This window comes from Rhodocista pekingensis, assembly GCF_042665545.1.
Lineage (GTDB): Bacteria > Pseudomonadota > Alphaproteobacteria > Azospirillales > Azospirillaceae > Rhodocista > Rhodocista pekingensis.
The window spans coordinates 114,546-135,800 of the sequence record NZ_JBHTCM010000006.1; the positions used below are offsets into that span (position 1 = coordinate 114,546).

At 72.1% G+C, this 21,255-nt stretch carries 18 protein-coding genes and 2 tRNA genes; 12 read left to right on the forward strand and 8 right to left on the reverse strand.

Going from position 1 to position 21,255, the window contains the following annotated elements:
- Positions 1–53 precede the first annotated feature (53 nt).
- From ACFQPS_RS05450 to ACFQPS_RS05470, 5 genes are all read left to right on the forward strand, one after another.
- Positions 54–2,315 (forward strand): S9 family peptidase, encoded by a 2,262-nt coding sequence (locus ACFQPS_RS05450; protein WP_377357106.1) that lies wholly within the window; start codon positions 54–56, stop codon positions 2,313–2,315.
- Between the two features lie 145 nt (positions 2,316–2,460).
- On the forward strand, positions 2,461–3,546 hold the full coding sequence (locus ACFQPS_RS05455) for an NUDIX hydrolase (RefSeq protein WP_377357107.1): 1,086 nt from the start codon (positions 2,461–2,463) through the stop codon (positions 3,544–3,546).
- A 105-nt stretch (positions 3,547–3,651) separates the two neighbouring features.
- Positions 3,652–3,939 carry a toxin-antitoxin system HicB family antitoxin gene (locus tag ACFQPS_RS05460; protein ID WP_377357109.1) on the forward strand — a complete coding sequence of 96 codons (288 nt, stop codon included), beginning with the start codon at positions 3,652–3,654 and terminating at the stop codon, positions 3,937–3,939.
- A 92-nt stretch (positions 3,940–4,031) separates the two neighbouring features.
- A complete protein-coding gene (locus tag ACFQPS_RS05465; protein WP_377357111.1) occupies positions 4,032–4,907 on the forward strand; it encodes a class I SAM-dependent methyltransferase in 876 nt (291 codons plus the stop codon).
- 8 nt (positions 4,908–4,915) lie between these two features.
- The gene (locus ACFQPS_RS05470; RefSeq protein ID WP_377357112.1) at positions 4,916–5,554 is read left to right on the forward strand and encodes a GNAT family N-acetyltransferase; all 639 of its coding nucleotides are present in this window, start codon (positions 4,916–4,918) and stop codon (positions 5,552–5,554) included.
- Positions 5,555–5,607: 53 nt separating this feature from the next.
- Here the strand turns inward: ACFQPS_RS05470 and ACFQPS_RS05475 are convergent, their stop codons facing one another.
- Together ACFQPS_RS05475 and ACFQPS_RS05480 are read right to left on the reverse strand one after the other, a co-directional pair.
- Positions 5,608–6,978, reverse strand: a complete 1,371-nt coding sequence (locus ACFQPS_RS05475; RefSeq protein WP_377357114.1) for a class I SAM-dependent RNA methyltransferase — start codon at positions 6,976–6,978, stop codon at positions 5,608–5,610.
- Positions 6,975–7,433 (reverse strand): acyl-CoA thioesterase, encoded by a 459-nt coding sequence (locus ACFQPS_RS05480; RefSeq protein ID WP_377357115.1) that lies wholly within the window; start codon positions 7,431–7,433, stop codon positions 6,975–6,977. Before ACFQPS_RS05480 ends, ACFQPS_RS05475 begins: the two co-directional genes overlap by 4 nt.
- A gap of 132 nt (positions 7,434–7,565) precedes the next feature.
- Here ACFQPS_RS05480 and ACFQPS_RS05485 point away from each other — a divergent pair, with 132 nt between their 5' ends.
- Complete coding sequence (locus ACFQPS_RS05485) at positions 7,566–7,805, forward strand: hypothetical protein (RefSeq protein ID WP_377357117.1); 240 nt, start codon at positions 7,566–7,568, stop codon at positions 7,803–7,805.
- Positions 7,806–7,910: 105 nt separating this feature from the next.
- Here the strand turns inward: ACFQPS_RS05485 and ACFQPS_RS05490 are convergent, their stop codons facing one another.
- The 3 genes from ACFQPS_RS05490 to glgC form a co-directional block, all read right to left on the reverse strand.
- The gene (locus ACFQPS_RS05490; RefSeq protein WP_377357118.1) at positions 7,911–10,442 is read right to left on the reverse strand and encodes an ATP-binding protein; all 2,532 of its coding nucleotides are present in this window, start codon (positions 10,440–10,442) and stop codon (positions 7,911–7,913) included.
- A 155-nt stretch (positions 10,443–10,597) separates the two neighbouring features.
- Positions 10,598–12,148: a glycogen synthase GlgA gene (glgA, locus tag ACFQPS_RS05495; RefSeq protein WP_377357120.1), complete on the reverse strand. Its 1,551-nt coding sequence runs from the start codon at positions 12,146–12,148 to the stop codon at positions 10,598–10,600.
- Between the two features lie 12 nt (positions 12,149–12,160).
- Entirely contained in the window at positions 12,161–13,453 is a 1,293-nt protein-coding gene (gene glgC, locus ACFQPS_RS05500) for a glucose-1-phosphate adenylyltransferase (RefSeq protein ID WP_377357122.1), read from the reverse strand.
- A gap of 430 nt (positions 13,454–13,883) precedes the next feature.
- Here glgC and ACFQPS_RS05505 point away from each other — a divergent pair, with 430 nt between their 5' ends.
- Positions 13,884–15,212 (forward strand): ammonium transporter, encoded by a 1,329-nt coding sequence (locus ACFQPS_RS05505; RefSeq protein ID WP_377357123.1) that lies wholly within the window; start codon positions 13,884–13,886, stop codon positions 15,210–15,212.
- A gap of 285 nt (positions 15,213–15,497) precedes the next feature.
- Here the strand turns inward: ACFQPS_RS05505 and ACFQPS_RS05510 are convergent, their stop codons facing one another.
- Positions 15,498–16,472, reverse strand: coding sequence for an NADPH:quinone oxidoreductase family protein (locus ACFQPS_RS05510; protein WP_377357125.1), 975 nt, complete (start codon positions 16,470–16,472; stop codon positions 15,498–15,500).
- A 67-nt stretch (positions 16,473–16,539) separates the two neighbouring features.
- Positions 16,540–17,763 (reverse strand): asparaginase, encoded by a 1,224-nt coding sequence (locus ACFQPS_RS05515; RefSeq protein WP_377357127.1) that lies wholly within the window; start codon positions 17,761–17,763, stop codon positions 16,540–16,542.
- A 134-nt stretch (positions 17,764–17,897) separates the two neighbouring features.
- Between ACFQPS_RS05515 and ACFQPS_RS05520 the strand changes: the two genes are divergently transcribed.
- From ACFQPS_RS05520 to ACFQPS_RS05530, 3 genes are read left to right on the forward strand one after another with little or no spacing between them, the layout of a single operon-like run.
- Complete coding sequence (locus tag ACFQPS_RS05520) at positions 17,898–18,464, forward strand: TrmH family RNA methyltransferase (RefSeq protein WP_377357128.1); 567 nt, start codon at positions 17,898–17,900, stop codon at positions 18,462–18,464.
- Positions 18,465–18,477: 13 nt separating this feature from the next.
- Complete coding sequence (locus ACFQPS_RS05525) at positions 18,478–19,014, forward strand: hypothetical protein (protein WP_377357130.1); 537 nt, start codon at positions 18,478–18,480, stop codon at positions 19,012–19,014.
- The gene (locus tag ACFQPS_RS05530; protein WP_377357132.1) at positions 19,011–20,081 is read left to right on the forward strand and encodes a P1 family peptidase; all 1,071 of its coding nucleotides are present in this window, start codon (positions 19,011–19,013) and stop codon (positions 20,079–20,081) included. Before ACFQPS_RS05525 ends, ACFQPS_RS05530 begins: the two co-directional genes overlap by 4 nt.
- Here the strand turns inward: ACFQPS_RS05530 and gpt are convergent.
- Complete coding sequence (gpt, locus tag ACFQPS_RS05535) at positions 20,062–20,547, reverse strand: xanthine phosphoribosyltransferase (RefSeq protein WP_377357134.1); 486 nt, start codon at positions 20,545–20,547, stop codon at positions 20,062–20,064. The genes ACFQPS_RS05530 and gpt overlap by 20 nt on opposite strands.
- Before the next feature lie 203 nt (positions 20,548–20,750).
- On the opposite strand from gpt, the gene ACFQPS_RS05540 reads away from it, so the two are divergent.
- Positions 20,751–20,827: transfer RNA gene (locus ACFQPS_RS05540), tRNA-Arg, on the forward strand.
- A 28-nt stretch (positions 20,828–20,855) separates the two neighbouring features.
- Positions 20,856–20,932 (forward strand) — tRNA-Asp (locus tag ACFQPS_RS05545).
- Positions 20,933–21,255 lie beyond the last annotated feature (323 nt).

The window sequence follows — 21,255 nt, forward strand, 5'->3', positions numbered from 1 at the left end:
GGCGGGGGCGATCCTATTCTCGCTCAGGACCTCAGACAGGGAGTGGTGCGTTGATGACGGCACGTTCCAGATCCGGCCGACCGGCCGGCAACCGCCGGGCCGGCGGCTTTCCGGCTCCGGGAACCTCGTCCCGGGCCCTGATCGGGGCCGCCCTCGGGCTGGCCCTGCTGGCCTTGCCGGCGACGGCCGCCTCCGCCGCTTCCGCCGCGACAACCAAGGATGCCAAGACCGTGGCCTTCACGCAGAGCAGTTTCGGCCCGCCGCCGGTGGCGAAGGTCGCCCCGACCACGCTGGAGAAGCATGGCGACGTGCGGGTGGACAACTATTTCTGGATGCGCGATCCCGACTATCCGACCGTGGACGACGAGGCGATCCTGGCCCAGTTGAAGGCCGAGAACGCCTACATCGACCAGGTGCTGGGCGGCGAGGAGACGGGCCTGCGCAAGTCGCTGTTCGACGAGATGCTGGCCCGCATCAAGCAGGACGATACCGGCGTCCCCTACCGCGAGGGAGACTGGGAGTACCAGTCCCGCTTCGAGACGGGCAAGCAGTACCCGATCTTCGTCCGCCGCCCCTGGGGGAAGACCGACGCCCCCTTCACCACCATCCTGGACGTGAACGAGCTGGCCGGGCGCACCGGCTACACCCGGATCGGCGCCTTCGCCCCCAGCCCGGACGGCCGCTATCTCGCCTTCGCCGAGGACGATGACGGCTCGATCCGCTTCACCGTCCGCATCAAGGACCTGGAGACGGGCAAGTACCTGCCCGACCTGACGGAGACGAGCAGCGCCTCCCTGGCCTGGTCGGCCGACGGCAAGTCCCTGTTCTACAACCTCCAGGACGACAACATCCGGCCGAAGAAGATTCTCCGCCACACCATGGGCGCGGCGCCCGGCAACGACGTGGTGGTGCATGAGGAGCCGGACGGGCCCTGGACCGTGGGCATCGGCCGCACTCTGTCGGGCGAACTCCTGGTCATCTATTCCGACAACAACGCCACCAACGAGGTGCGTCTGCTGCCGGCCGACAAGCCGGAGGCGAAGCCTTCCCTGTTCGTCGAGCGCAAGCCCTTCGTCGAGACCTATGTCACCAACCAGGGCGACACGCTCTGGATCCGCACCAACGACACGCACCGGAACTTCCGGCTGGTCAAGGCGCCCGTCGCCGACCCGCGCAAGGAGAACTGGGTCGAGGTCATCCCCGGCGACGACCACGTCTATCTGACCGACGTCATCGCCTTCAAGGACTGGCTGGTCATCTTCGACAAGCTGGACGGCCAGGACCGGGTGCGGGTGCGCGACGCCCAGGGCAACGAGCACACGGTCGCCTTCCCCGACGCCGCCTTCACCGTGGGCGCGGGCGCCAACGAGCATTACGAGACCGGCACGCTGCGCCTGTCCTACCAGTCGCTGGTGACGCCGCCCACCACCTACGACTACGACATGAAGGCCCGCACCCTGACCGTGCGTAAGGTGCAGGAGATCCCCAGCGGCTACGACGCCAGCCTCTACACCAGCGAGCGGCTGCTGGCCCCGGCGCGCGACGGCCGGACCATGATCCCGGTCAGCATCGTCTACCGCAAGGACCGGCCGACCGACGGTTCGGCGCCGCTGCATGTCTACGGCTATGGCTCCTACGGCTACGGCACCGACCCGACCTTCTCCCCCAGCCGGCTGTCGCTGCTGGACCGCGGCTTCGCCTTCGCCATCCTGCATGTGCGCGGCGGCGACGACCTCGGCCGCGGCTGGTACGAGGACGGCAAGCTGGAGCACAAGGTCAACACCTTCACCGACTTCATCGACGCCACGCAGTTCCTGGTGAAGAAGGGCTATGCCCGGGCGGGCAATGTCAGCATGTCCGGCGGCTCGGCCGGCGGCCTGCTGGTCGGGGCGGTGATGAACATGGCGCCGGAGGGGCTGTACGGGGCCGCGGTCGCCCATGTGCCCTTCGTGGACGTGGTCACCACCATGCTGGACGACACCCTGCCGCTGACCGCGGGCGAGTATGACGAGTGGGGCAATCCCAACGAGAAGGACGCCTATTTCCGCATGAAGGCGTACAGCCCCTACGACAACGTCACGGCCCGCGCCTATCCGCACACGCTGATCACGGCGGGCATCGCCGACAGCCAGGTGACCTACTGGGAGCCGGCGAAGTGGGCGGCGCTGCTGCGGGCCAGGAAGACGGACGACAACGTGCTGCTCTCCTACACCAACCTGGGTGCCGGCCATGGCGGCGCCTCGGGCCGGTTCGACAAGCTGAAGGAGGTGGCGCTCTCCACCGCCTTCCTGCTGCGGGCCCACGGGGTGCAGTGACGGGTGCGGCGGGCGGCCCCGGCATGCGGGCCGCCCGCTCTCCCCGCTTTCCACCGGAACCCCTTCGGGGCCGATGGGCGTTGCCCTGGACCCCGCCCCTGGACGATAGTCCGACCGCCCGGAACGTCGGGTCGGGGGGAGACGGGTGACCGAGGGTGAAGTGACAGGCGCCGCGCAGTCGGGAGGACCGCAGCCGACCGTGCTGGGGCTGACCGCCGTGATCGTCGCGGTGACGGAAGAGGTGCCGCGCGTGCTGGCCGTGCGCCGCCTGACCCATGATCTCGCCACGCCCGAACAGCGCAGCGCGCGGGAGGAGGGGCCGGACGCCGCCCCCGCCGACAGCCTGCCCTTCGGTCCCTTCGCCCCCGAGCGCGACCGCACGCTGGAACTGGGCCTGCGCCGCTGGGTGTCGGAACAGACCGGCCTGCCGCTGCGCTATGTCGAACAGCTCTACACCTTCGGCGACCGCTACCGCGACCCGCGCGAACTGGACGGCGGGCCGCGCGTCGTCTCGGTCGGCTACATGGCCCTGGTGCAGGAGGCCCCGCTCTCCGGCTCCGGCGGGGCGGAATGGCACGACTGGTACGACTACTTCCCCTGGGAGGACTGGCGCGACGGCAAGCCCGACCTGCTGACCCGCACCATCGTCCCGGCGCTGCACCGCTGGGCCGCCGCGGCCCCGGACGAGGCCGCCGGGCGCAAGCGGGCGGAGCGCGTCTCCACCACCTTTCCGGCCGACGACGATCTCTGGGACCCTGAACGGGTGCTGGAACGCTACGAGCTGCTCTACAGTGCGGGTCTCGTGGAGGAGGCACGGCGCGACCGCGCCCTCCGCGCGCCCCACGGCCTTGCCGATCCCGACTGGAGCGACGGACCGGAGGCGGCGGTCAGCCTGGGCACGCCGATGGCGCACGACAACCGCCGCATCCTGGCCGTGACGCTGGGCCGGCTGCGCGGCAAGCTGAAGTACCGCCCGGTGGTCTTCGACCTGCTGCCGGCGCAGTTCACCCTGGGCCGGTTGCAGGTGGTGGTGGAGGCGCTGTCGGGCGTGCGGCTGCACAAGCAGAACTTCCGCCGCCTGGTCCTGGCCGGCGGGCTGGTGGAGCCGACGGGCGCGCTGGAGGCGAACACGGGCGGCCGCCCGGCGGAGCTGCACCGCTTCCGCCGCGACGTGCTGCGCGAACGCGCCGCCGCCGGCGTCGGCCTGCCGGCCATCCGCATCACGGAGTAGGGGCGGCCGAACGTTCAACCTGAGGGATTTCCGCCCCGCCGATGACCGGAATCCCGGCCTGGGAATCACGGTCGGCCGGCCGGGCGACGTACTGGGGAGGCTTGAATGGCGACCGTCAGCAACTTCGCTCTCCGCGTTCCGCCGTCGATGATGCAGGAACTGAAAGAGCGGGCCGAGAAGGACGAGACCTCGGTCAACCAGCTCATCGTCATGGCGATCGCCGAGAAGCTCGCCGCTCTGCGCACGCGGGAATACTTCGCCCTGCGGCAGGCCCGTGCCGTCCCGGGCGACTTCGAGCGGCTGCTCGCCAAGGCGGGCGGCGCATCCGTGCGGGAGGGCGACGAGATCCCCGAGGGCTGGCTGGAGCGCACCGGAGCGGACGCGGCCCGGTAGTCCGGCCGGGACTGGCGGAACCGGGGGAGCGACATTACCTCCGGGGCGCGCAACCGATGCGCAGAACCAAGGGCAGAACCAAGGGAGAACCCATGAGGACGGCAACGAAGATGCTCGCCACGGCAGTGCTGGCGGGTCTGGCGCTGGCGGGGCCGGCCCGCGCGGACGCGGCGTCCGCGGACAGGCCCAGCGCGGACATGGCGCCGGCGGCGCTGGACTCCGCCACGGCTGCCGCGCTGGACGCGGCGCTGGCCGGCGCGCATCGCTCGGACGCCAACAAGGCGCGCGACATGTACCGCCACCCGAAGGAGACGCTGGCCTTCTTCGGCCTCTCGGGCGACCAGACGGTGGTCGAGATCTCGCCCGGCGGCGGCTGGTACACCGAGGTGCTGGCTCCCGTCCTCAAGGACACGGGCCGCTATGTCGCCGCCGGCCCGGACCGGCAGAGCAAGAGCGAGTACATGCAGCGCACCCTGGCTCGCTTCGACGAGAAGCTGAAGGCCGCTCCGGAGGTCTACGGCAAGGTGGAGGTGGCGGAGTTCGGCCCGGACGATCTGGCCCCGGTGCCGCCGGGCACGGCCGATCTGGTGCTGACCTTCCGCAATGTCCACAACTGGATGGCGGCCGGCTGGGCCGAGCAGGCCTTCGCCGCCATGTATGCGGCGCTGAAGCCGGGCGGTGTGCTGGGCGTGGTCGAGCACCGCGCCGCTGACGACAAGCCGCAGGACCCCAAGGCCGCCAGCGGCTATGTCCGCCAGGATACGGTGATCGCCCTGGCGGAGAAGGCGGGCTTCACCTTCGCCGGCTCCAGCGAGGTGAACGCCAACCCCAAGGACAGCAAGGACCATCCCAAGGGGGTCTGGACCCTGCCGCCGACGCTGACGCTGAAGGACCAGGACCGCGAGAAGTACCTCGCCATCGGCGAGAGCGACCGGATGACGCTGAAGTTCGTCAAGCCGGCGGGCTGAGGCCGGCCATGGACATCCGCCCGGACCCGCGGACCCTCTCCGTGCCGCCGGCCTCGCTGCGCACGCAGCGGCTGGTGCTGCGGCCGTTCCGGGCGGATGACCTGGCGCCGTTCGCGGCGCTGAACGCCGACCCCGAGGTGATGCGCCACTTCCCCGAGACGCTCAGCCGGGCGGCGAGCGATGCCCTGGTCGATCGCATCATGGCGCATTACGACCGGCACGGTTTCACTTTCTGGGCGGTGGAGGCGCCGGGCACGGCCCCCTTCGTCGGCATGGTGGGCCTGCTGGTGACGGCGTTCGAGGCGCATTTCACGCCCTGCGTGGAGGTCGGCTGGCGCCTCGCCCGGCCCTGGTGGGGCCGCGGCTACGCCACGGAGGCGGCCCGCGCCTGCCTGTCGTTCGGCTTCGGCACCCTGGGGCTGGCGGAGATCGTCGCCCTGACCCGGCCCGACAACCTTGCCTCCCGCGCGGTGATGGAGCGGCTGGGCATGGGGCGCGACCCGGCGGACGATTTCGACCACCCCCGGCTGGGTCCCGACCACCCGATGCGGCGGCATGTGCTGTACCGGCTGCGGGCCGAGGATCACCGCGCCGGGGATCATCGGGCCGGGGGTCATCGGGCCGCGGGCCCCGCGGCCGGCGGCTGACCGGCGGGGCGGTCCGCCTTGCGGCACCGGACCCCCGTCAGCGCCGGCCCCCGTCAGCGCCGGAACAGGGCCGCCAGTTCCAGGTGCGGCGACCAGAGGAACTGGTCGATGGGCGTGACCTCCAGCAGGCGGTAGCCGCCCTCCACCAGCGTGCGGGCGTCGCGCACGAAGGTGGCCGGGTTGCAGGACAGCGCCACCACGACCGGCACGGCGGACCGGGCCAGCTCCGCCGCCTGCGCCTGGGCGCCGGCGCGGGGCGGGTCGATCACCACGGCCTGGAAGCGGGCCAGTTCGGCGGCCGTCACCGGGTCGCGGAACAGGTCGCGCCGCTCCACCGTCAGGCGGCCGGGGAGCTGGCGCGCGCCCTGGTCCAGCGCGGCCAGGGCCTGGGCGTCGCCCTCCACCGCGTGGACGCGGGTCCGGGCCGCCAGCGGGAAGCCGATGGTGCCACTGCCGGCGAACAGGTCGGCCACGCTCTCCGCGCCAGCGCAGCCCGCAAGGGCTGCGGCGACCAGCGCGGCCTCCCCCTCCCGGCTGGCCTGGAGGAAGGCGCCGGGGGCGGGGCTGACCGTGACGCCGCCGAAGCCGACCAGCCCGGTGCGGCGGCGCGCGATCGGCAGGGCGTCGCCGCCCGGCTTCGTCCGGTAGGACAGCCGCGCCAGATCCTGGGCTTCCGCGAAGGCGGCCAGGACCTCCAGCCGCGGCAGGTCGGGGGCCGGCAGCCCCTCCAGCACCAGGTCGGGACCGTCGTCCAGCAGGGTCAGGGCGACGTCGATCTGCTGCCCGTCGGCCAGGATCTCCGCCAGCACCGCGCGCAGCGGTGCCAGCAGGGCCACCAGGGCCGGCGCCAGCACGGGGCAGGTCTCCACGTCCACCAGCCGGTGGGAGGCACGCTCGTTGAAGCCCAGCCAGAGCCGGCGGCCCCGCCGCACGGCCGTCAGCACGGCGCGGCGCCGCCCGCCGGGGGGCGTGCGGACCAAGGGGTTCAGCCGGACCTCCGGCCCCGCTAGCCCGGCCCGCTCCAGGGTCGCGGTCAGCAGCTCCGTCTTCCAGGCGGCGTAGATCGCGTCGTCCATGTGCTGGAGCGCGCAGCCGCCGCACAGGCCGGCATGCGGGCAGGGCGGCTCGGCCCGGCCGGGCGCCTCCGCCAGCAGGGTCACCGGCACGCCCTCCCAGCCGTCGGCCCGCGGCTCCCCGAAAGTCACCATCATGCGGTCGCCGGCCAGCGCCTGCGGCACATAGAGCCGGTGGCCCTGCCAGACGGCCAGCCCGTCGCCGCGGGCGCCGACGCGCTCGACCACGATCTCCACCGGGCCGCGGACGGGCGGCTCCGGCCGGCGCTCGGCCTGTTTCCGCTCGGCCTGTTTCCGCTCGGGCGAGCGGCGCTCGGGCCGGCCGCGGCCGGAGGGGCGGCGCGGGCTCACAGCAGGAACCCGGACAGCGCGTCGCGCATGTCCGCCGGCAGCGGGGTCGGGCGCCGCGTGTCGCGGTCGATCAGCACGGTCACGGCCTCGCTGGTGGCGCAGCAGCGCCCGCCCACGAACAGGCCGGCCCCCGTGGTCCAGCTCGTGCGGCCGACCCGCAGCACGCCGACGCCGATGCGCAGCTCGTTGGGGAAATGGATCTCCGCGCGGTAGTCGATCGCCAGCCGGGCCAGGACGACGGCGGTGCCGCGCATCAGCACCGGCAGACCGACGGCATCGTGCAGACCCAGCCGGCCGCTCTCGAAATAGACGCCGATCGAGTTGTTGTTGGCATGGCCCAGCGGGTCCAGGTCGGCGAAGCGGACATGCTCCCGCACCCAGATCCGGTAGGCGCCGGACTCGGCCAGATCGGGGGCCGGAACGGCGGGGGCATCGCCGGTGGAACGGGACTCCAAGGAACCTCCGGACAGGCATCGGGTTGACGGGAACGGCATAGGTGCTGCCCGTCGATTTGGCAAGCGGCGCACGGAAATCGGTGATATGAGGGGCGCGTCGAGCCACCCCCAAGACGGGAAAGGGTCCTTCCCATGAGTGACACCAACAACTCCGCCGCCGAACAGCTGTTCGACAAGGCGCTGGACATCGCCGAAAGGCACCTGGAAGCGGCCATGAAGGAGGGGGGCTCCCTCTCGGCCTACGTCGCGGTGGCCATGATCGAGGTGGCCGTCAATCAGGCGGTCGACGAGACCAGCCACGAGGATGTCGTCGACATGCTGCGCGATCTCGCCAACCAGATCGAGCAGGACGCCGAGGACGACGAGGAATAGGGTTTCCCGGACCCGTCGGCGGAACGGGGCCGACCGGCCCCGTTCCGTGTCCGCCGGGCGTCCGCGTCCCCGCGTCCCGTCCCGCCGGATCGGCCAGCGCCGGCATCAGCCTGCCTGCGCCAGCGGACGGCGCCCCGCCAGCACCCGGGCCAGGGTTTCCGCCAGGTGCTGCGGCGCGAAGGGTTTGTCCAGGTGAGTCCAGCGCCCGCCGGTTTCACCACCCGTCCGGTCGTAACCGGTCATCAGCACCACGGCCATGCCGGGCCGCAGCTCCGCCGCCCGTGCCGCCAGCGCCCGACCGTCCATGCCGGGCAGTCCGATGTCCGTGAGCAGCAGGTCGAACTCCCCGTCCTCTCCTGCGCCGGCCATCCCGGCCTCGCGTCCGTCCGCGCCGCCGGCCAGCCGCTCCAGCGCCGCCTCGGCCGAGGCGCAGTCCACCACCCGGTAGCCCAGGTCGCGCAGCAGCGCGACGGTGGAGAGCCGCACCAGCGCCTCGTCCTCCACCAGCAGCACGCGCGCGCCCCACGCTCCCCCGGTGGCGGGGGCCGGCGGCTCGGCCGGCTGCGCCGCCACGGACAGGCCGGGTCGGGCCGGGAACGACAGATGGAACACGGTTCCGCGACCCGGCGCCGTTTCCACCCGGACCTGTCCGCCCGACTGGCGCACGAAGCCGTAGAGGCTGGCCAGCCCCAGCCCCGTGCCCTTGCCCGGCGGCTTGGTGGTGAAGAAGGGTTCGAACATCCGCCGGGCCACCTCCGGCGTCATGCCGGTGCCGGTGTCGGCCACCGTCAGCACCACCTGCGGCGTGCCGTCCTCGGCCGCCCCCGGCGCCGCGCGGATGGCCAGCCGGCCGCCCTCCGGCATCGCGTCGCGGGCGTTCACGGCCAGATTCAGCAGCGCGTTCTCCAACTGCACCGGGTCCACCAGGATGGGGGGCAGCCGCCCGCCCGCCTCGACGCAGACCTCCACCCGCTCGCCCACGGCGCGCCGCAGCAGCGGCAGGATGTCGTGCAGCAGCCGGCCGGGGTCGGTCGGCTGCGGCTCCAGCGGCTGCATGCGGGCGAAGGCCAGCAGCCGGCGGACCAGCTCGGCCCCGGCCCGCGCCGCCTTCAGCGCCCCTTCCAGCCGTCCCGCGCCGCCGGCCGGGTCGCGCCGGGCCAGTTCCAGGTTGTTGACGATGGCCGTCAGCAGATTGTTGAAGTCGTGCGCCACCCCGCCGGTGAGCTGCCCCACCGTCTCCAGCTTCTGGGCCTGGAACAGGCGCTCCTGCGCCTGCCGCCGCTCGGTCACGTCGCGGGCGGAGCCCAGGATGCGGGTGATGGCGCCCGCATCGTCGCGCAGGGGCACCAGCAGGACCTCGTAGTCGCGCTCCCCCTCCGCCGCCGCGCTGCTCTCCTGATAGACCTGCCGCTCGCCGGTCTCGATGCAGCGCCGACACCAGTCGCGCCGGAGCGGGCCGTGTCCGGACTGTTCCAGCGCGTCCAGACCGCGTCCGCGCAGATCCGCCAGCTCCAGCCCGACGGCGGTTTCGAAGGCGGGGTTCACGTCCTCGACCTCGAACCGGCCGTCCGGGCGCACGGCCAGCACGACCTGGAGATCGCCGGTGTTGGTGAAATAGCCGCGGTAGCGCGCTTCGCTCTGGCGCAGCGCCTCCTCGGTCGAGGCCCGCCGTGCCGCCTCGTGGCGCAGCGAGGCCATCGCGCCCCGCTCCCGCCGGGTCGAGCGCCGGGCCAGCAGGGCGAGCGGCAGCAGCAGCAGCATCGCCATCAGCCCGACCGAGGCTTCCACCGCCGCGCTGCGCCGCCAGGGGGCGTAGATATCCCACGGTGTCCGCCCGGCCAGCACGACCAGCGGATAGCGCCCCAGCCGGCGGAAGGCGATCAGCCGCTCGACCCCGTCTTCCATGGTGGCCTGCGGGATCAGCCCGCGGGAGGCGCCATCGATCTGCTTCAGCAGGGGATCGTCCGCGGCGAAGCGGTCGGTGCTCCCCGCCGCGTCGGGCCAGCGCGCCAGCACCGCCCCGTCCAGCCGGACCAGCGCGACCGTGGTGCCGGGAAGGCTCACGGCCGAGTGCCAGAACTCCAGGAAATAGTCCGGCCGGATCGAGGCCAGGGCCAGCCCGTCGAAGCCGCCGTCCGGCCGCTCCAGGCGGTGGGCGAGGTTGAAGTGGGGCCGGCCCGTCATGCGGCTGGGCATGGTCTCGCTGACCGCCAGCGCGCCGCCCTGCCGGAGCTGCTGGAAATAGCCGCGGTCCGCGATGGCCACGCCGGTCACCGGGAACATGCGGCTGGACAGCCGCGCCCGGCCGTCGGCGTCGAACAGGGCCAGGGAATCGAGCTGGGCGTAGCGGGCGACCATCCCCGCCATCCAGTCGTGCAGGCTCTGTTCCTGCGCGATCCGGTCCCAGCTCATGTCCTGACGGTTGCGGCGGGTCTCGGCCCGGCGGACCATCTCCGACAGCAGCAGTTCCTGCGTCTCGAACACCTTGAGCGCGTGCTCGTAGAGCACGTCCACGTCGCGCAGCAGGCCGGCCTCCGCCTCGCGGCGCACCTCCACACGGTTCAGGGCGACGATCGCCGCCAGCATCAGCAGCGGAACGACGATCGTTGCCGGGACCAGCCATCGGAAATATTTCATGGACCTTCCCGCAGAATTGCGGAGTTCATCGGCCCCTTTGTCGGTCTGATCCCACCGGAAAATAAGGGAAACTATTCTTATGGGGTAGCCCGAACGGTGTAAATTCCGATGAAGCAGAAGAATTCAGTTGGTTTCTCTTCGGCTTGCGGTGGAGATTACTTGAGAGACAGGGCCGTGTCCATGACCGCCTGCCGGTACAGGTCGGCATAGTGCCGGGCCGATGCGGCCCAGCCGACATCGCGCCCCATGGCGTTGTGCTGCACCGTCCGCCACAGGTCCGGCCGCCGCCACAGGGCCACCGCCCGTTCCATCGCGTGGATCAGGGGCGTCAGGGCCACGGGCTCGAAGACGAAACCGGTGGCGCTGCCGTCGGCCAGACTGCCCTCCGTCACGTCCGTCACCGTGTCCGCTAGCCCGCCGACGCGCGACACCAGCGGCAGCGCCCCGTAGCGCAGGGCGTACATCTGGGTCAGGCCGCAGGGCTCGAAGCGCGACGGCACCAGCAGCACGTCGGCGCCGGCCTGGATCCGGTGCGCCAGGGCCTCGTCATAGGCGCGCACCAGCCCGACCCGGCCGGGATGGTCGTGCATGGCCGCCGCCGCCGCCTGCTCCAGCGCCTTGTCGCCGGTGCCCAGGATGGCGAGCTGGCCGCCCAGGGCCAGCAGGCGCGGCAGCGCCTCCAGCACCAGGTCGATGCCCTTCTGGTGGGTCAGCCGGCTGACGACGGCGAACAGCGGGCCGTCGGGCAGGGTGCCCAGCCCGAAGGCATGCCGCAGCTCCGCCTTCGCCGCCTGCCGCGCCTCCAGCAGGGTGGCGTCGTAGCGCGCCGGGATCAGCGGGTCGGACGCCGGGTCCCACAGCCGCAGATCGACCCCGTTCAGGATGCCGGACAGGTCGCGGGCGCGGGCCCGCAGCAGCCCGTCCAGCCCGAACCCCATGGCCGTTCCCTGGATCTCCTGCGCGTAGGTCGGGCTGACGGTGGTCAGCTTGTCGGCATAGTAGAGACCGGCCTTCAGCAGGCCGATCTTCCCGTGGAACTCCAGCCCGTGGATGGAGAAGCTGTGCGGCGGCAGGTCCAGGTCGCCCAGCCGCGCGGGCGGGACAAGACCCTGGAAGGCCAGATTGTGAATGGTGAAGACGCTGACCGGCCGCTTCGCCACCATCCGGTCCGCCCCCGCCCGTTCCGCGGCGAAGCGCAGATAGGCGGGAACCAGCCCCGTCTGCCAGTCGTGGGCATGGATGATCTCCGGCCGCCAGCCCTCGCCGTCGCCCTCCAGCCCGATGCGGGCGGCGGCGGCGGACAGGCTGGCGAAGCGCAGGGCGTTGTCGGGCCAGTCCTGGCCGTCCGGGCCGCTGTAGGGATTGCCCGCGCGGTCGAAGAAGACGGGCAGGTCCAGGGCATAGAGCGGCACCGCCGGGTCCAGCGCCCCTGGCGCGCGGGACCCGTCCGCCGATCCCGTCCCGCCGGCCGGGGCCGTGCCGGCCAGCAGGCGGCCGCCCTGGCCGCCGGCCCCCGGCAGGGGCGGCAGGTCGCGCAACGGCCGTGCCTCCCCCAGCGCCTTCAGCACCGGCGGATAGCCGGGCAGCAGCAGGCGCGCATCGATCCCCAGTTCCCGCAACGCCGCCGGCAGGGCGGCCACGACATCGGCAAGGCCGCCCGTCTTCACATACGGGAAGCACTCGGACGCAACGAACAGAACCCGCATGGTGCCGCCCACTTACCCCGCGAGCCGCGCCAGCATGTCGCGCGTGATCAGCACGACACCGCCCTCGGTGCGGTGGAAGCGGCGGGCATCCTCCTCCGGGTCCTCGCCCACCACCAGCCCCTCGGGGATGTGGCAGCCGCGGTCCACCACCACCCGGTTCAGGCGGGCGTTGCGGCCGACCTCCACCTCGGGCAGGACAACGGCGTCCGTCAGCGACGCATAGGAATGGACGCGCACATTGTTGAACAGCATCGACCGCCGCACCGTCGAGCCCGAGATGATGCAGCCGGCCGACACCATGCTGTCCACGGCATGGCCGCGCCGGTCATCGTCGTCGAAGACGAACTTCGCCGGGGGCAACTGCTCCTGATAGGTGAAGATCGGCCAGTTGCGGTCGTAGAGGTCCAGCGACGGGGAGACGTGGCAGAGGTCCAGGTTGGCCTCCCAGTAGGCGTCCACCGTGCCGACATCGCGCCAGTAGGGCTCCGAGCCGGGGGCGCGGTTGTAGACGCAACTGTCCGAGAAATGGTGCGCCAGCACCTTGGCCCGCGGCACCAGCCAGGGGATCAGGTCCTTGCCGAAATCGCGGGAGGAGGCGGGGTCGCGCGCGTCGCGGTCGAGCTGGTCGTACAGGAACTGGGCGTTGAAGATGTAGATGCCCATGCTGCACAGGGCCATGTCCGGGCGGCCCGGCATGCCCGGCGGATCGGCCGGCTTCTCCAGGAAGCCGACGACGCGGTTCTGGTCGTCCACATGCATGACGCCGAAGCCGGTCGCCTGGGCCCGCGGCACCTCGATGCAGCCGACCGTGCAGTCGGCGCCGTTCAGGATGTGCCACGACAGCATCGCCGCGTAGTCCATCTTGTAGATATGGTCGCCGGCCAGGATCAGCACCCATTCGGCCCGGTGGCCGCGCAGGATGTCCAGGTTCTGGTACACGGCGTCCGCCGTGCCCTGGTACCAGCTCGTGTCGTCGATGCGCTGCTGCGCCGGCAGCAGGTCGATGAACTCCCCGATCTCGCCGCGCAGGAAGTTCCAGCCGCGTTGCAGGTGGCGCAGCAGGCTGTGCGACTTGTACTGGGTCAGGACCGAGACCCGGCGGAAGCCCGAATTGATGCAGTTGGACAGGGCGAAGTCGATGATGCGGAACTTGCCGCCGAAATGGACGGCCGGCTTGGCCCGCCGGTCGGTCAACTGGCGCAGCCGGCTGCCGCGGCCGCCGGCCAGCACCAGCGCGATCGCATGACGCGGCGCCTGGCGCAGCTCCTGGTCCAGCCGCGGGTCGGTGATCCCCTGGGGCAACATCAATCGTATCCCCTTTGCCGTTTCATGGCGTCCGGCACCGGCCGGCCGTTGCAGGCGCGAAGGTGCCATATCCGGGCCGGCGCGGCCATGCCCGCGCGGGGGTGTCGTCGCACCGCGGTCGGCACCGGGGGGCGCAACGCTGCCCAATCCTTGTGCAGTGACCCCGTCCAGGCGGATCGCGGTGCGGTGACCGGGCCGATCCGACGCCCGGTCCGAAGGAATCCCGCGGTTCCGCCGCCCTCGGGACCTGCCTAATCCTTGTGCACTCCCCCCCGCCCGGACACCCCCCTTTCTGCTTCCCGATGACGCATCGCCCGGGAGCGGGTCCAGGGAATCCGCGGATTCCCGTGTCGGCACGATCCTTGAATTAGGGAACCCCGGCGCGTGCGGCGGCCGATCGGGTCCCGCGCCCACTAGAATGGGGAGCCACATGAACCGTCTGACTTCATTCCTGCTAGCGGCCTGCGTGGCCCTGCTTCCGGGCGCGGCCTTCGCCCAGGATACGCCCACCATCGACACCGGCGACACGGCCTGGATGCTGACCTCCACGGCGCTCGTGCTGCTGATGACGATTCCGGGTCTCGCCCTCTTCTACGGCGGCATGGTCCGCAAGGCGAACGTGCTGGCCATGGTCATGCAGAGCTTCGCCATCTGCTGTCTGGCCGCGGTGCTGTGGATGATCATCGGCTACAGCCTCGCCTTCGGTAACGGCAGCGCCTTCATCGGTGACCTGTCCAAGGCGTTCCTGCTGGATCTGGTCGATGTCATGAACACGCCCTTCACGCTGGGCGACGGGACGGAGGCTCCGGTGGCCTTCACGATCCCCGAATCCGTGTTCATGATGTTCCAGATGACCTTTGCGATCATCACCCCGGCGCTGATCACCGGCGCCTTCGCCGATCGCATGAAGTTCTCCGCCCTGCTGGTCTTCTCGACCCTCTGGCTGCTGATCGTCTATGCGCCGATCGCGCACTGGGTCTGGCATCCGAACGGCTTCCTGTTCGGTGACGGCGTGCTGGACTTCGCCGGCGGCACCGTCGTCCACATCAATGCGGGCATCGCGGGTCTGGTCGCCTGCATCATCCTGGGCAAGCGCAGCGGCTACGGCACCGTCGACATGAAGCCGCACAATCTGGTGCTGTCCCTGATCGGCGCCTCGCTGCTGTGGGTGGGCTGGTTCGGCTTCAACGCGGGGTCCGCGGGTGCCGCCGGCGGCCGTGCGGGCATGGCCATGGCGGTCACCATGGTGGCGGCGGCCGCGGCGGCGCTGTCCTGGCTGCTCACCGAATGGGCGGTGAAGCGCAAGCCCTCCGTTCTGGGCATCATCTCCGGCGCGGTGGCCGGTCTGGTCGCCATCACCCCGGCGTCGGGCTTCGTCGATCCGGTCGGTGCGCTGGTCATCGGCCTTGTCGCCGGCGTGATCTGCTACGTCGCCTCCACCGGCCTGAAGAAGCTGCTGGGCTATGACGACAGCCTGGACGTGTTCGGCGTGCATGGTGTGGGCGGCATCATCGGCGCCGTCCTGACCGGTGTCTTCGCCCGGCAGGCCATCGGCGGCGACGCGGCGGTCGGCCTCATCGACGGCAATCTCGGTCAGGTCTGGACGCAGATCTGGGGCATCGGCGCCACCATCCTGTGGTCGGCCGTCGGCACCGCCGTGATCCTGCTGATCACCCGCCTGATCGTCGGCCTGCGCGTCGACGAGGAGGCCGAGCGCGACGGTCTCGACATCGCCCTGCACGGCGAGGCGGTCCACTGATCCCGGCAGGGTCCCCGGCCCGAGGGGGGGACGGGGACCCGGTCCGGTGACACGCGGTTTTCCGGAGCACGCTGTCCGCAAGGGCGGTCCTGCCGACCGTCCGCGGGACCGGTTCCGCACTTCCTCGGGGGACGGTCCTCCAGGCCTCCGTGACCTCCCCCACCGCCGCCGCCGGGGTCTCCCCGGCGGCGGTCTTCTTTTCCGGCCGGCCTTCTCTTTCCGTGCCGGCTCTTTCCGTGCCGGTCTTCCTGGCCGCGCTTGCGGGCCGGCCCCGGTCGTTCGCCATCAGTCGTTCGTCAGCACCACCTTGCCGGTCGCCTGCCGCTCCATCAGCAGGCGGAAGGCGCGGGCGTGGTCCTCCAGCGGCAGCGCGTGGGAGACGTGGGGCTTCAGCTTCCCCTCCCGGTAGAGGCCCAGCAGTTCCATCAGGCTGGACGCCAGACGCTGCGGGTTGTTGCGCATGTGCGCCCCCCAGTACAGCCCGGTGACGGCGATCTGCTTCACCAGCAGCAGGTTGGCCGGCACCGTGGGGATGCGGCCCGAGGCGAAGCCGACGACGACGATCCGGCCGTCCCAGGCCATGCAGCGCAGGGCGGCGTCGAAGGCGTCGCCGCCGACCGGGTCGTAGACCACGTCCACGCCCTTGGGCGCCAGTTCCTTGACCCGCGTGCGCAGGTCCTCGGCGGCATAGTCGATCGTCTCGTCGGCGCCGTGGGCGCGGGCGATGGCCAGCTTCTCCGGGCTGGAGGCGGCGGCGATGACACGCGCGCCCAGGGCCTTGCCGATCTCCACCGCCGTCAGCCCGACGCCGCCGGCCGCGCCCAGCACCAGCAGGGTCTCCCCGGCCTTGAGCTGGCCGCGGTCCACCAGCCCGATGTGGGAGGTGCCGTAGGCCACCGGGAAGGCGGCGCCCTCGGCGAAGCTCATCTCCTCCGGCAGGGGGATGACGCCGGCGGCGTCCGCCACCGTCTCGGTGCAGAAGGCGCCCTGCTGCGACAGGGCGATCACCCGCATGCCGGGGCGCAGATGCCGGACCCCCTCGCCCACCTCCGTCACCAGCCCGGCGCACTCGAAGCCGGCGACGAAGGGGAAGGGCGGCTTCTCCTGGTACTTGCCCTGGATCATCAGGGTGTCGGCGAAGTTGATCGCCGCCGCCTTGATGGCGATCCGCACCTGCCCGGCGCCCAGCGCCGGCGCCGGCATCTCCTCCAGGCTCAGGCTCTCCGGCGGCCCGAACGCCCTGCACACCACTGCCTTCATCTCGTCCGTCTCCTCCCGTTGTTTCTTTGTTTGTCTGGGTTTGTCTGACCGGAACGGCGGTCCGGGCTCAGAAGCCCGGTGCCGCCCGCACTTCCCCCACCGCCAGCTCGCGGCGGTTCAGGACCGGCGGCCGGACCAGGGCCTGCACCCGCTCCCAGTCCGCCTCGTCGATCAGGTCCAGCCGGCGCAGCACCGCGGCCATGGCCGGGCCGGCGGCGCGGCCGGTGCCGTCGTCGATCTTCACGGCGATGCCGATGCCGGCCTCCGGCACGACGGCGCAGCAGACGCCCTCCGCCCCCGACTTGACCAGGATGCGGGAGCCCGTCGCCTGCATGAAGCCGGTGTCGAAGGTGCCGCTGCCGCCCACCAGGTCCGGCCGCGCGCCCCAGGCGCGCAGCAGTCGGGCGGCGGCCTCGGCCCGGCGGGCCGGCAGGTCCACCGGGTCGGCCAGCCGCGCCATGGCGAAGGCCAGAGAGTCGAGCGGCACGCCGATGGTGGGGATGGAGCAGCCGTCGATGCCCCAGGGGGCGCGGCTGAGGTCCAGACCCGTCATCTGCTCCAGCACGCCCAGGATGCGCTGCTGCACCGGATGCTGGTAGCCGACATAGCCACGCGTCGGCTCGCCCCGGTGCAGCGCCGTCGTCAGCATGCCGGTGTGCTTGCCCGAGCAGTTGTTGTGCAGGGCGCTGAAGCCCTCGCCCCGGCGCAGCATCGCCTCCCAGGTGGGGCTGTCGTAGGGGGCGTGCGCGCCGCATTCCAGATCGTCCACGGACAGGCCGATGCGGGCCAGCCAGGCGGCCACCGCCTCCGTGTGGACCGGCTCGCCCCGGTGGGAGGCGCAGGCCAGCGCCAGTTCCGCGTCGCCCAGCCCGAAGGCGTCGGCGGCGCCCGTCTCGATCAGCGGCAGCGCCTGCAATGCCTTGTTGGAACTGCGCGGATAGACCACCGACCGGTGGTCGCCCCAGGACGCCACCACATGACCGTCGGCTCCCACGGCCACGGCGCGGCCGCGGTGGACGGACTCCGCCAGCGGTCCGCGCGTCACCTCGATCAGGATCGGGTTGGCGGCGGCGTCGGGCAGGGTCACGCGCGCATCGGCGGCGCCCGCCTCCGGGGTCGCGGCGCAGCCGCAGCCACCCCCGGCGCCGCAGCCGCCCTGGCCGTGCGGGTGGTCGTGGCCGTGCGAGTGGTCGTCGCCGTGCGAGTGGTCGTCGCCGTGCGAGTGGTGATGGTGATGGCCGTGGCCCCGGCAGGAGCCGCCCGGGGGAACGTCGTTTCGGTCGTGGGACATGGGGTCACCGGCGGGCCGGTCGCGGCCCGGTCTCGTTGCGTCGTCGGGTGCCTTTCCGGTAGGCAGGCCCGGGGCGCACACCTTGCCGCGCCGGCCGGGCTCGTGCAAGCTGCCCGGGACTGGGAAAGGACATCATGCGTGGGTACTTCGCCCTCGGCGCCGAGGGGATCAGCAAGTCGGGCAATGTCGGCACCATCCTGCGGACGGGCCATGCCTTCGGGGCCAGCTTCGTCTTCACGGTGAACGCCGCCCTGGACATGGCGGAGGTGCGCCGCACCGACACCTCCGGCGGCGACGAGCATGTCCCCCTCTACGTCTGGGACAAGGTCGCGGACATGGCCCTGCCGGAGGGCTGCCAGCTCGTCGGTGTGGAGCTGACGGACGATGCCGTCGTGCTGCCCAGCTTCCGCCACCCGCTGCGTGCCGCCTATGTGCTGGGGCCCGAGCGCGGCAGCCTGTCGCCCGCCATGGTCGCGCGCTGCGACCACATCGTCCGGATTCCGACAAAGTTCTGCGTCAACGTCTCCGTCGCGGCCGCCGTCGTGATGTATGACCGTATGATCAGCCTGGGCCGTTTCGCCGAGCGCCCCGTGCGCGCCGGCGGGCCGACGGACGGGCCGCCCGTGCATGTCCACGGGGCGCAGAAGATCCGCAATCCCGCCAGCAAGCGCATGCGCCCGCTGCTGGGCGGCAGGGACTGAGGGGGGCAGGCGAATGACAGCATCCCGGCCGGGAGCGTTCCCCGTCCCGACGCGGCAGCCCGCCCCGGCCGTCGTTCCGGCCCCCGCCGCGCCGCTTGCCGCCCCCCTCCTGATGGCGGCCCTGGCGCTCGGCCTCGTCGCCCTGTGGCCGGGGGAAGCGGCGCTGGCGCAGGCGGACCCGGCCGCCGCCGCGGCCCAGGCCCAGCCCCGGCCGCGCAATCCCCTGCTGCCGCCGGAGGAGGGGCCGCGCCCCACCCTGGCGCCCGAACCGGAGCCGCCGAAACCCCCCGAGGTGAACCCGGAGGAGGAGATCATCATCATCGCGCCGCGGCGGACCACGCCGGACATGATGATGGTGGACGAATACCACCGGCAGGAATACGAGCGCCTGCGCGCCGAGTTCGAGGCGCCGCCCCCGCCGCCGCCGCGGGCGGAGGAATCCTTCGACAGCCCGGCGGCGCAGGACCCGAGCGACCGCTCCGTCTTCCGCGAGAGCCTGCGGCAGGCGCCGCGGCTGCGCGACACCCTCCGCCGCAAGCCGGGGCAATGACGGGGGCGCGCGCCGACGCGGGGACCGGGCGCCTGCGTCCCGGCCCGCGCAACCTGATCACCGACGTGGCGGGCCTTGCCGTCGGCAATGCCGAGGACCGGGCGGGGCGCAGCGGCACCACGGTGCTGCTCTGCGACCGCCCCGCCCTGGCCGCGGTGGATGTGCGCGGCGGCGCCCCCGGCACGCGCGAGACGGACCTGATGCACCCCGCCAACCTGGTGGAGCGGGTGGACGCGCTGGTGCTGTCCGGCGGCTCGGCCTTCGGGCTGGACGCGGCCTCCGGCGTCATGCAGGCGCTGCTGCGGCAGGGCCGCGGCTATCCCGCCGGGCCGGCGCGGGTGCCGATCGTGCCGGCCGCCATCCTGTTCGATCTGGCGACGGAGGGGGACAGGCCCTGGCTGGAGGGGTCCGTGCCGCCGCCCTACCGCGATCTGGGCATGGCCGCCTGTGCCGCCGCCGGGCCGGACTTCTCCCTGGGCAATGCGGGGGCGGGGCTGGGCGCCAAGGCCGGGCGGCTGAAGGGCGGGCTGGGCAGCGCCTCGGCCCTGCTGGGGGAGACGGGGATCACCGTCGGCGCGCTGGTCGCGGTCAATCCCGCGGGCTCGGTCACCATGCCCGGCGGGGGCCTCTGGGCCGGACCGCTGCTGCTGCCCGAGGACGGGGTGGCCGTGCCGCCGCCCGTCGTTCTGCCGGATGCCGCCGGGCTGGCGGCGGACCTCTGGCCGCACTCGGGAATGCCCGCCTCCGCCGGCGCCAATACGGTGATCGGCGTGGTCGCCACCGACGCCGCGCTGACCCGGGGGGAGGCGCTGCGGCTGGCGATCATGGCGCAGGACGGCTATGCCCGCGCCATCCGCCCGGCGCACACGCCGTTCGACGGCGACACGGTGTTCGCGCTCTCCGCCGGGGACCGGCCGCTGCCGGAACCGCGGGCGGCGGCGCTCTACGCGCTGGGCGCGCTGGCCGCCGACACCATGGCGCGGGCGGTGCTGCGCGGCGTCTGGGCGGCGGAACCGCTGGCGCCCTGGCCGGCGCTGCGGGGCGGCCTCAGCGCGGGATCTGCATGAAGCTGACGGGGTTCAGGTCCCAGGGGAAGTGGATCCAGGTGTCCTGGCTGACCTCGGTGATGAAGGTGTCCACCAGCGGCCGGCCGGCGGGCTTGGCGTAGATGGTGGCGAAATGCGCCTTGGGCAGCAGCTTGCGCACCACGGTGGCGGTCTTGCCGGTATCCACCAGGTCGTCGATCAGCAGCCAGCCCGCCCCCTCGTCCGGCACGGCGTCGGGCGACTTCAGCACCCGCACCTCGCCCTGCGACTGGTGCTCGTAGGACTTCACCGAGACGGTCTCGACGATGCGGATGTTCAGCTCCCGCGCCACGATGGCCGCGGGGACCAGCCCGCCGCGGGTGATGGCGATGATGCCGTTCCAGGGGCCGCGGTCGCTCAGCCGCCAGGACAGGGCCTTGGCGTTGCGGTGCAGCTCCTCCCAGGTGACGGGGAAGTTCTTGGCGGGATCGGCGATCTGGTCGGACATCGGGGCACCGGAATGGAGGAAACGCGGGGAGTGATAGCCCAACCGGCCGGTGCGGTTCAACGCGGGCCGCGACGGGCGGGCCAGCGCCAGGAAATGACGGGGGTGAAAAAAAGCGCTTGCAGGGTCCGGATCGATCCGCTAGAAGCAGCGGCCTCGGCGGCCGGTACCTTCCGGCGGCCGGGACGAAAGACTGCGAAGACCGCGCGCCCGTAGCTCAACTGGATAGAGCATCAGACTACGGATCTGAGGGTTGGGAGTTCGAATCTTCCCGGGCGCGCCAGTCTTTCCGGTCGGATGAAGTGAAGTACGCGGGTGTAGCTCAGTTGGTTAGAGCGCCGGCCTGTCACGCCGGAGGCCGCGGGTTCAAGTCCCGTCACTCGCGCCACTTCCTCAAGACCCTCCCCCTGCGCCGGGCCGCACCGCCCGCACAGTCCTCCCGATCAGCGCTCCCCGGCCGCCCTTGCCGCGGTTGCGATACGGCCGCCTGACGACGCTTGCGCCGTTCCCCCTCTCCCTGAAGACGCCTCTCCCCGGTGCTGGTCCGCAGCCATTCCATCGCTGCCGCCTGCCGCTGCCCGCCCGCCGCTGCCGGTCCCTCGTGTTTCCACCCCAGGCTGCTGCGGATACCCGGTCCGCGTCAACGGCTGCATACAATTAAAATCGCCCCAAGCCGGTGTCGATGCCACCCTTATTAGGTATTGCGATCGA

What these genes read in the sequence shown, in the direction of transcription:
- ACFQPS_RS05490 (WP_377357118.1), bottom strand. Translation starts at nt 10,442, where the DNA reads ATGAAATATTTCCGATGGCTGGTCCCGGCAACGATCGTCGTTCCGCTG.
- ACFQPS_RS05470 (WP_377357112.1), top strand. Translation starts at nt 4,916, where the DNA reads ATGGACATCCGCCCGGACCCGCGGACCCTCTCCGTGCCGCCGGCCTCG.
- gpt (WP_377357134.1), bottom strand. Translation starts at nt 20,547, where the DNA reads ATGTCCGACCAGATCGCCGATCCCGCCAAGAACTTCCCCGTCACCTGG.
- ACFQPS_RS05530 (WP_377357132.1), top strand. Translation starts at nt 19,011, where the DNA reads ATGACGGGGGCGCGCGCCGACGCGGGGACCGGGCGCCTGCGTCCCGGC.
- ACFQPS_RS05525 (WP_377357130.1), top strand. Translation starts at nt 18,478, where the DNA reads ATGACAGCATCCCGGCCGGGAGCGTTCCCCGTCCCGACGCGGCAGCCC.
- ACFQPS_RS05520 (WP_377357128.1), top strand. Translation starts at nt 17,898, where the DNA reads ATGCGTGGGTACTTCGCCCTCGGCGCCGAGGGGATCAGCAAGTCGGGC.
- glgA (WP_377357120.1), bottom strand. Translation starts at nt 12,148, where the DNA reads ATGCGGGTTCTGTTCGTTGCGTCCGAGTGCTTCCCGTATGTGAAGACG.
- ACFQPS_RS05485 (WP_377357117.1), top strand. Translation starts at nt 7,566, where the DNA reads ATGAGTGACACCAACAACTCCGCCGCCGAACAGCTGTTCGACAAGGCG.
- ACFQPS_RS05510 (WP_377357125.1), bottom strand. Translation starts at nt 16,472, where the DNA reads ATGAAGGCAGTGGTGTGCAGGGCGTTCGGGCCGCCGGAGAGCCTGAGC.
- ACFQPS_RS05465 (WP_377357111.1), top strand. Translation starts at nt 4,032, where the DNA reads ATGAGGACGGCAACGAAGATGCTCGCCACGGCAGTGCTGGCGGGTCTG.
- ACFQPS_RS05515 (WP_377357127.1), bottom strand. Translation starts at nt 17,763, where the DNA reads ATGTCCCACGACCGAAACGACGTTCCCCCGGGCGGCTCCTGCCGGGGC.
- ACFQPS_RS05450 (WP_377357106.1), top strand. Translation starts at nt 54, where the DNA reads ATGACGGCACGTTCCAGATCCGGCCGACCGGCCGGCAACCGCCGGGCC.
- ACFQPS_RS05460 (WP_377357109.1), top strand. Translation starts at nt 3,652, where the DNA reads ATGGCGACCGTCAGCAACTTCGCTCTCCGCGTTCCGCCGTCGATGATG.
- ACFQPS_RS05505 (WP_377357123.1), top strand. Translation starts at nt 13,884, where the DNA reads ATGAACCGTCTGACTTCATTCCTGCTAGCGGCCTGCGTGGCCCTGCTT.
- glgC (WP_377357122.1), bottom strand. Translation starts at nt 13,453, where the DNA reads ATGTTGCCCCAGGGGATCACCGACCCGCGGCTGGACCAGGAGCTGCGC.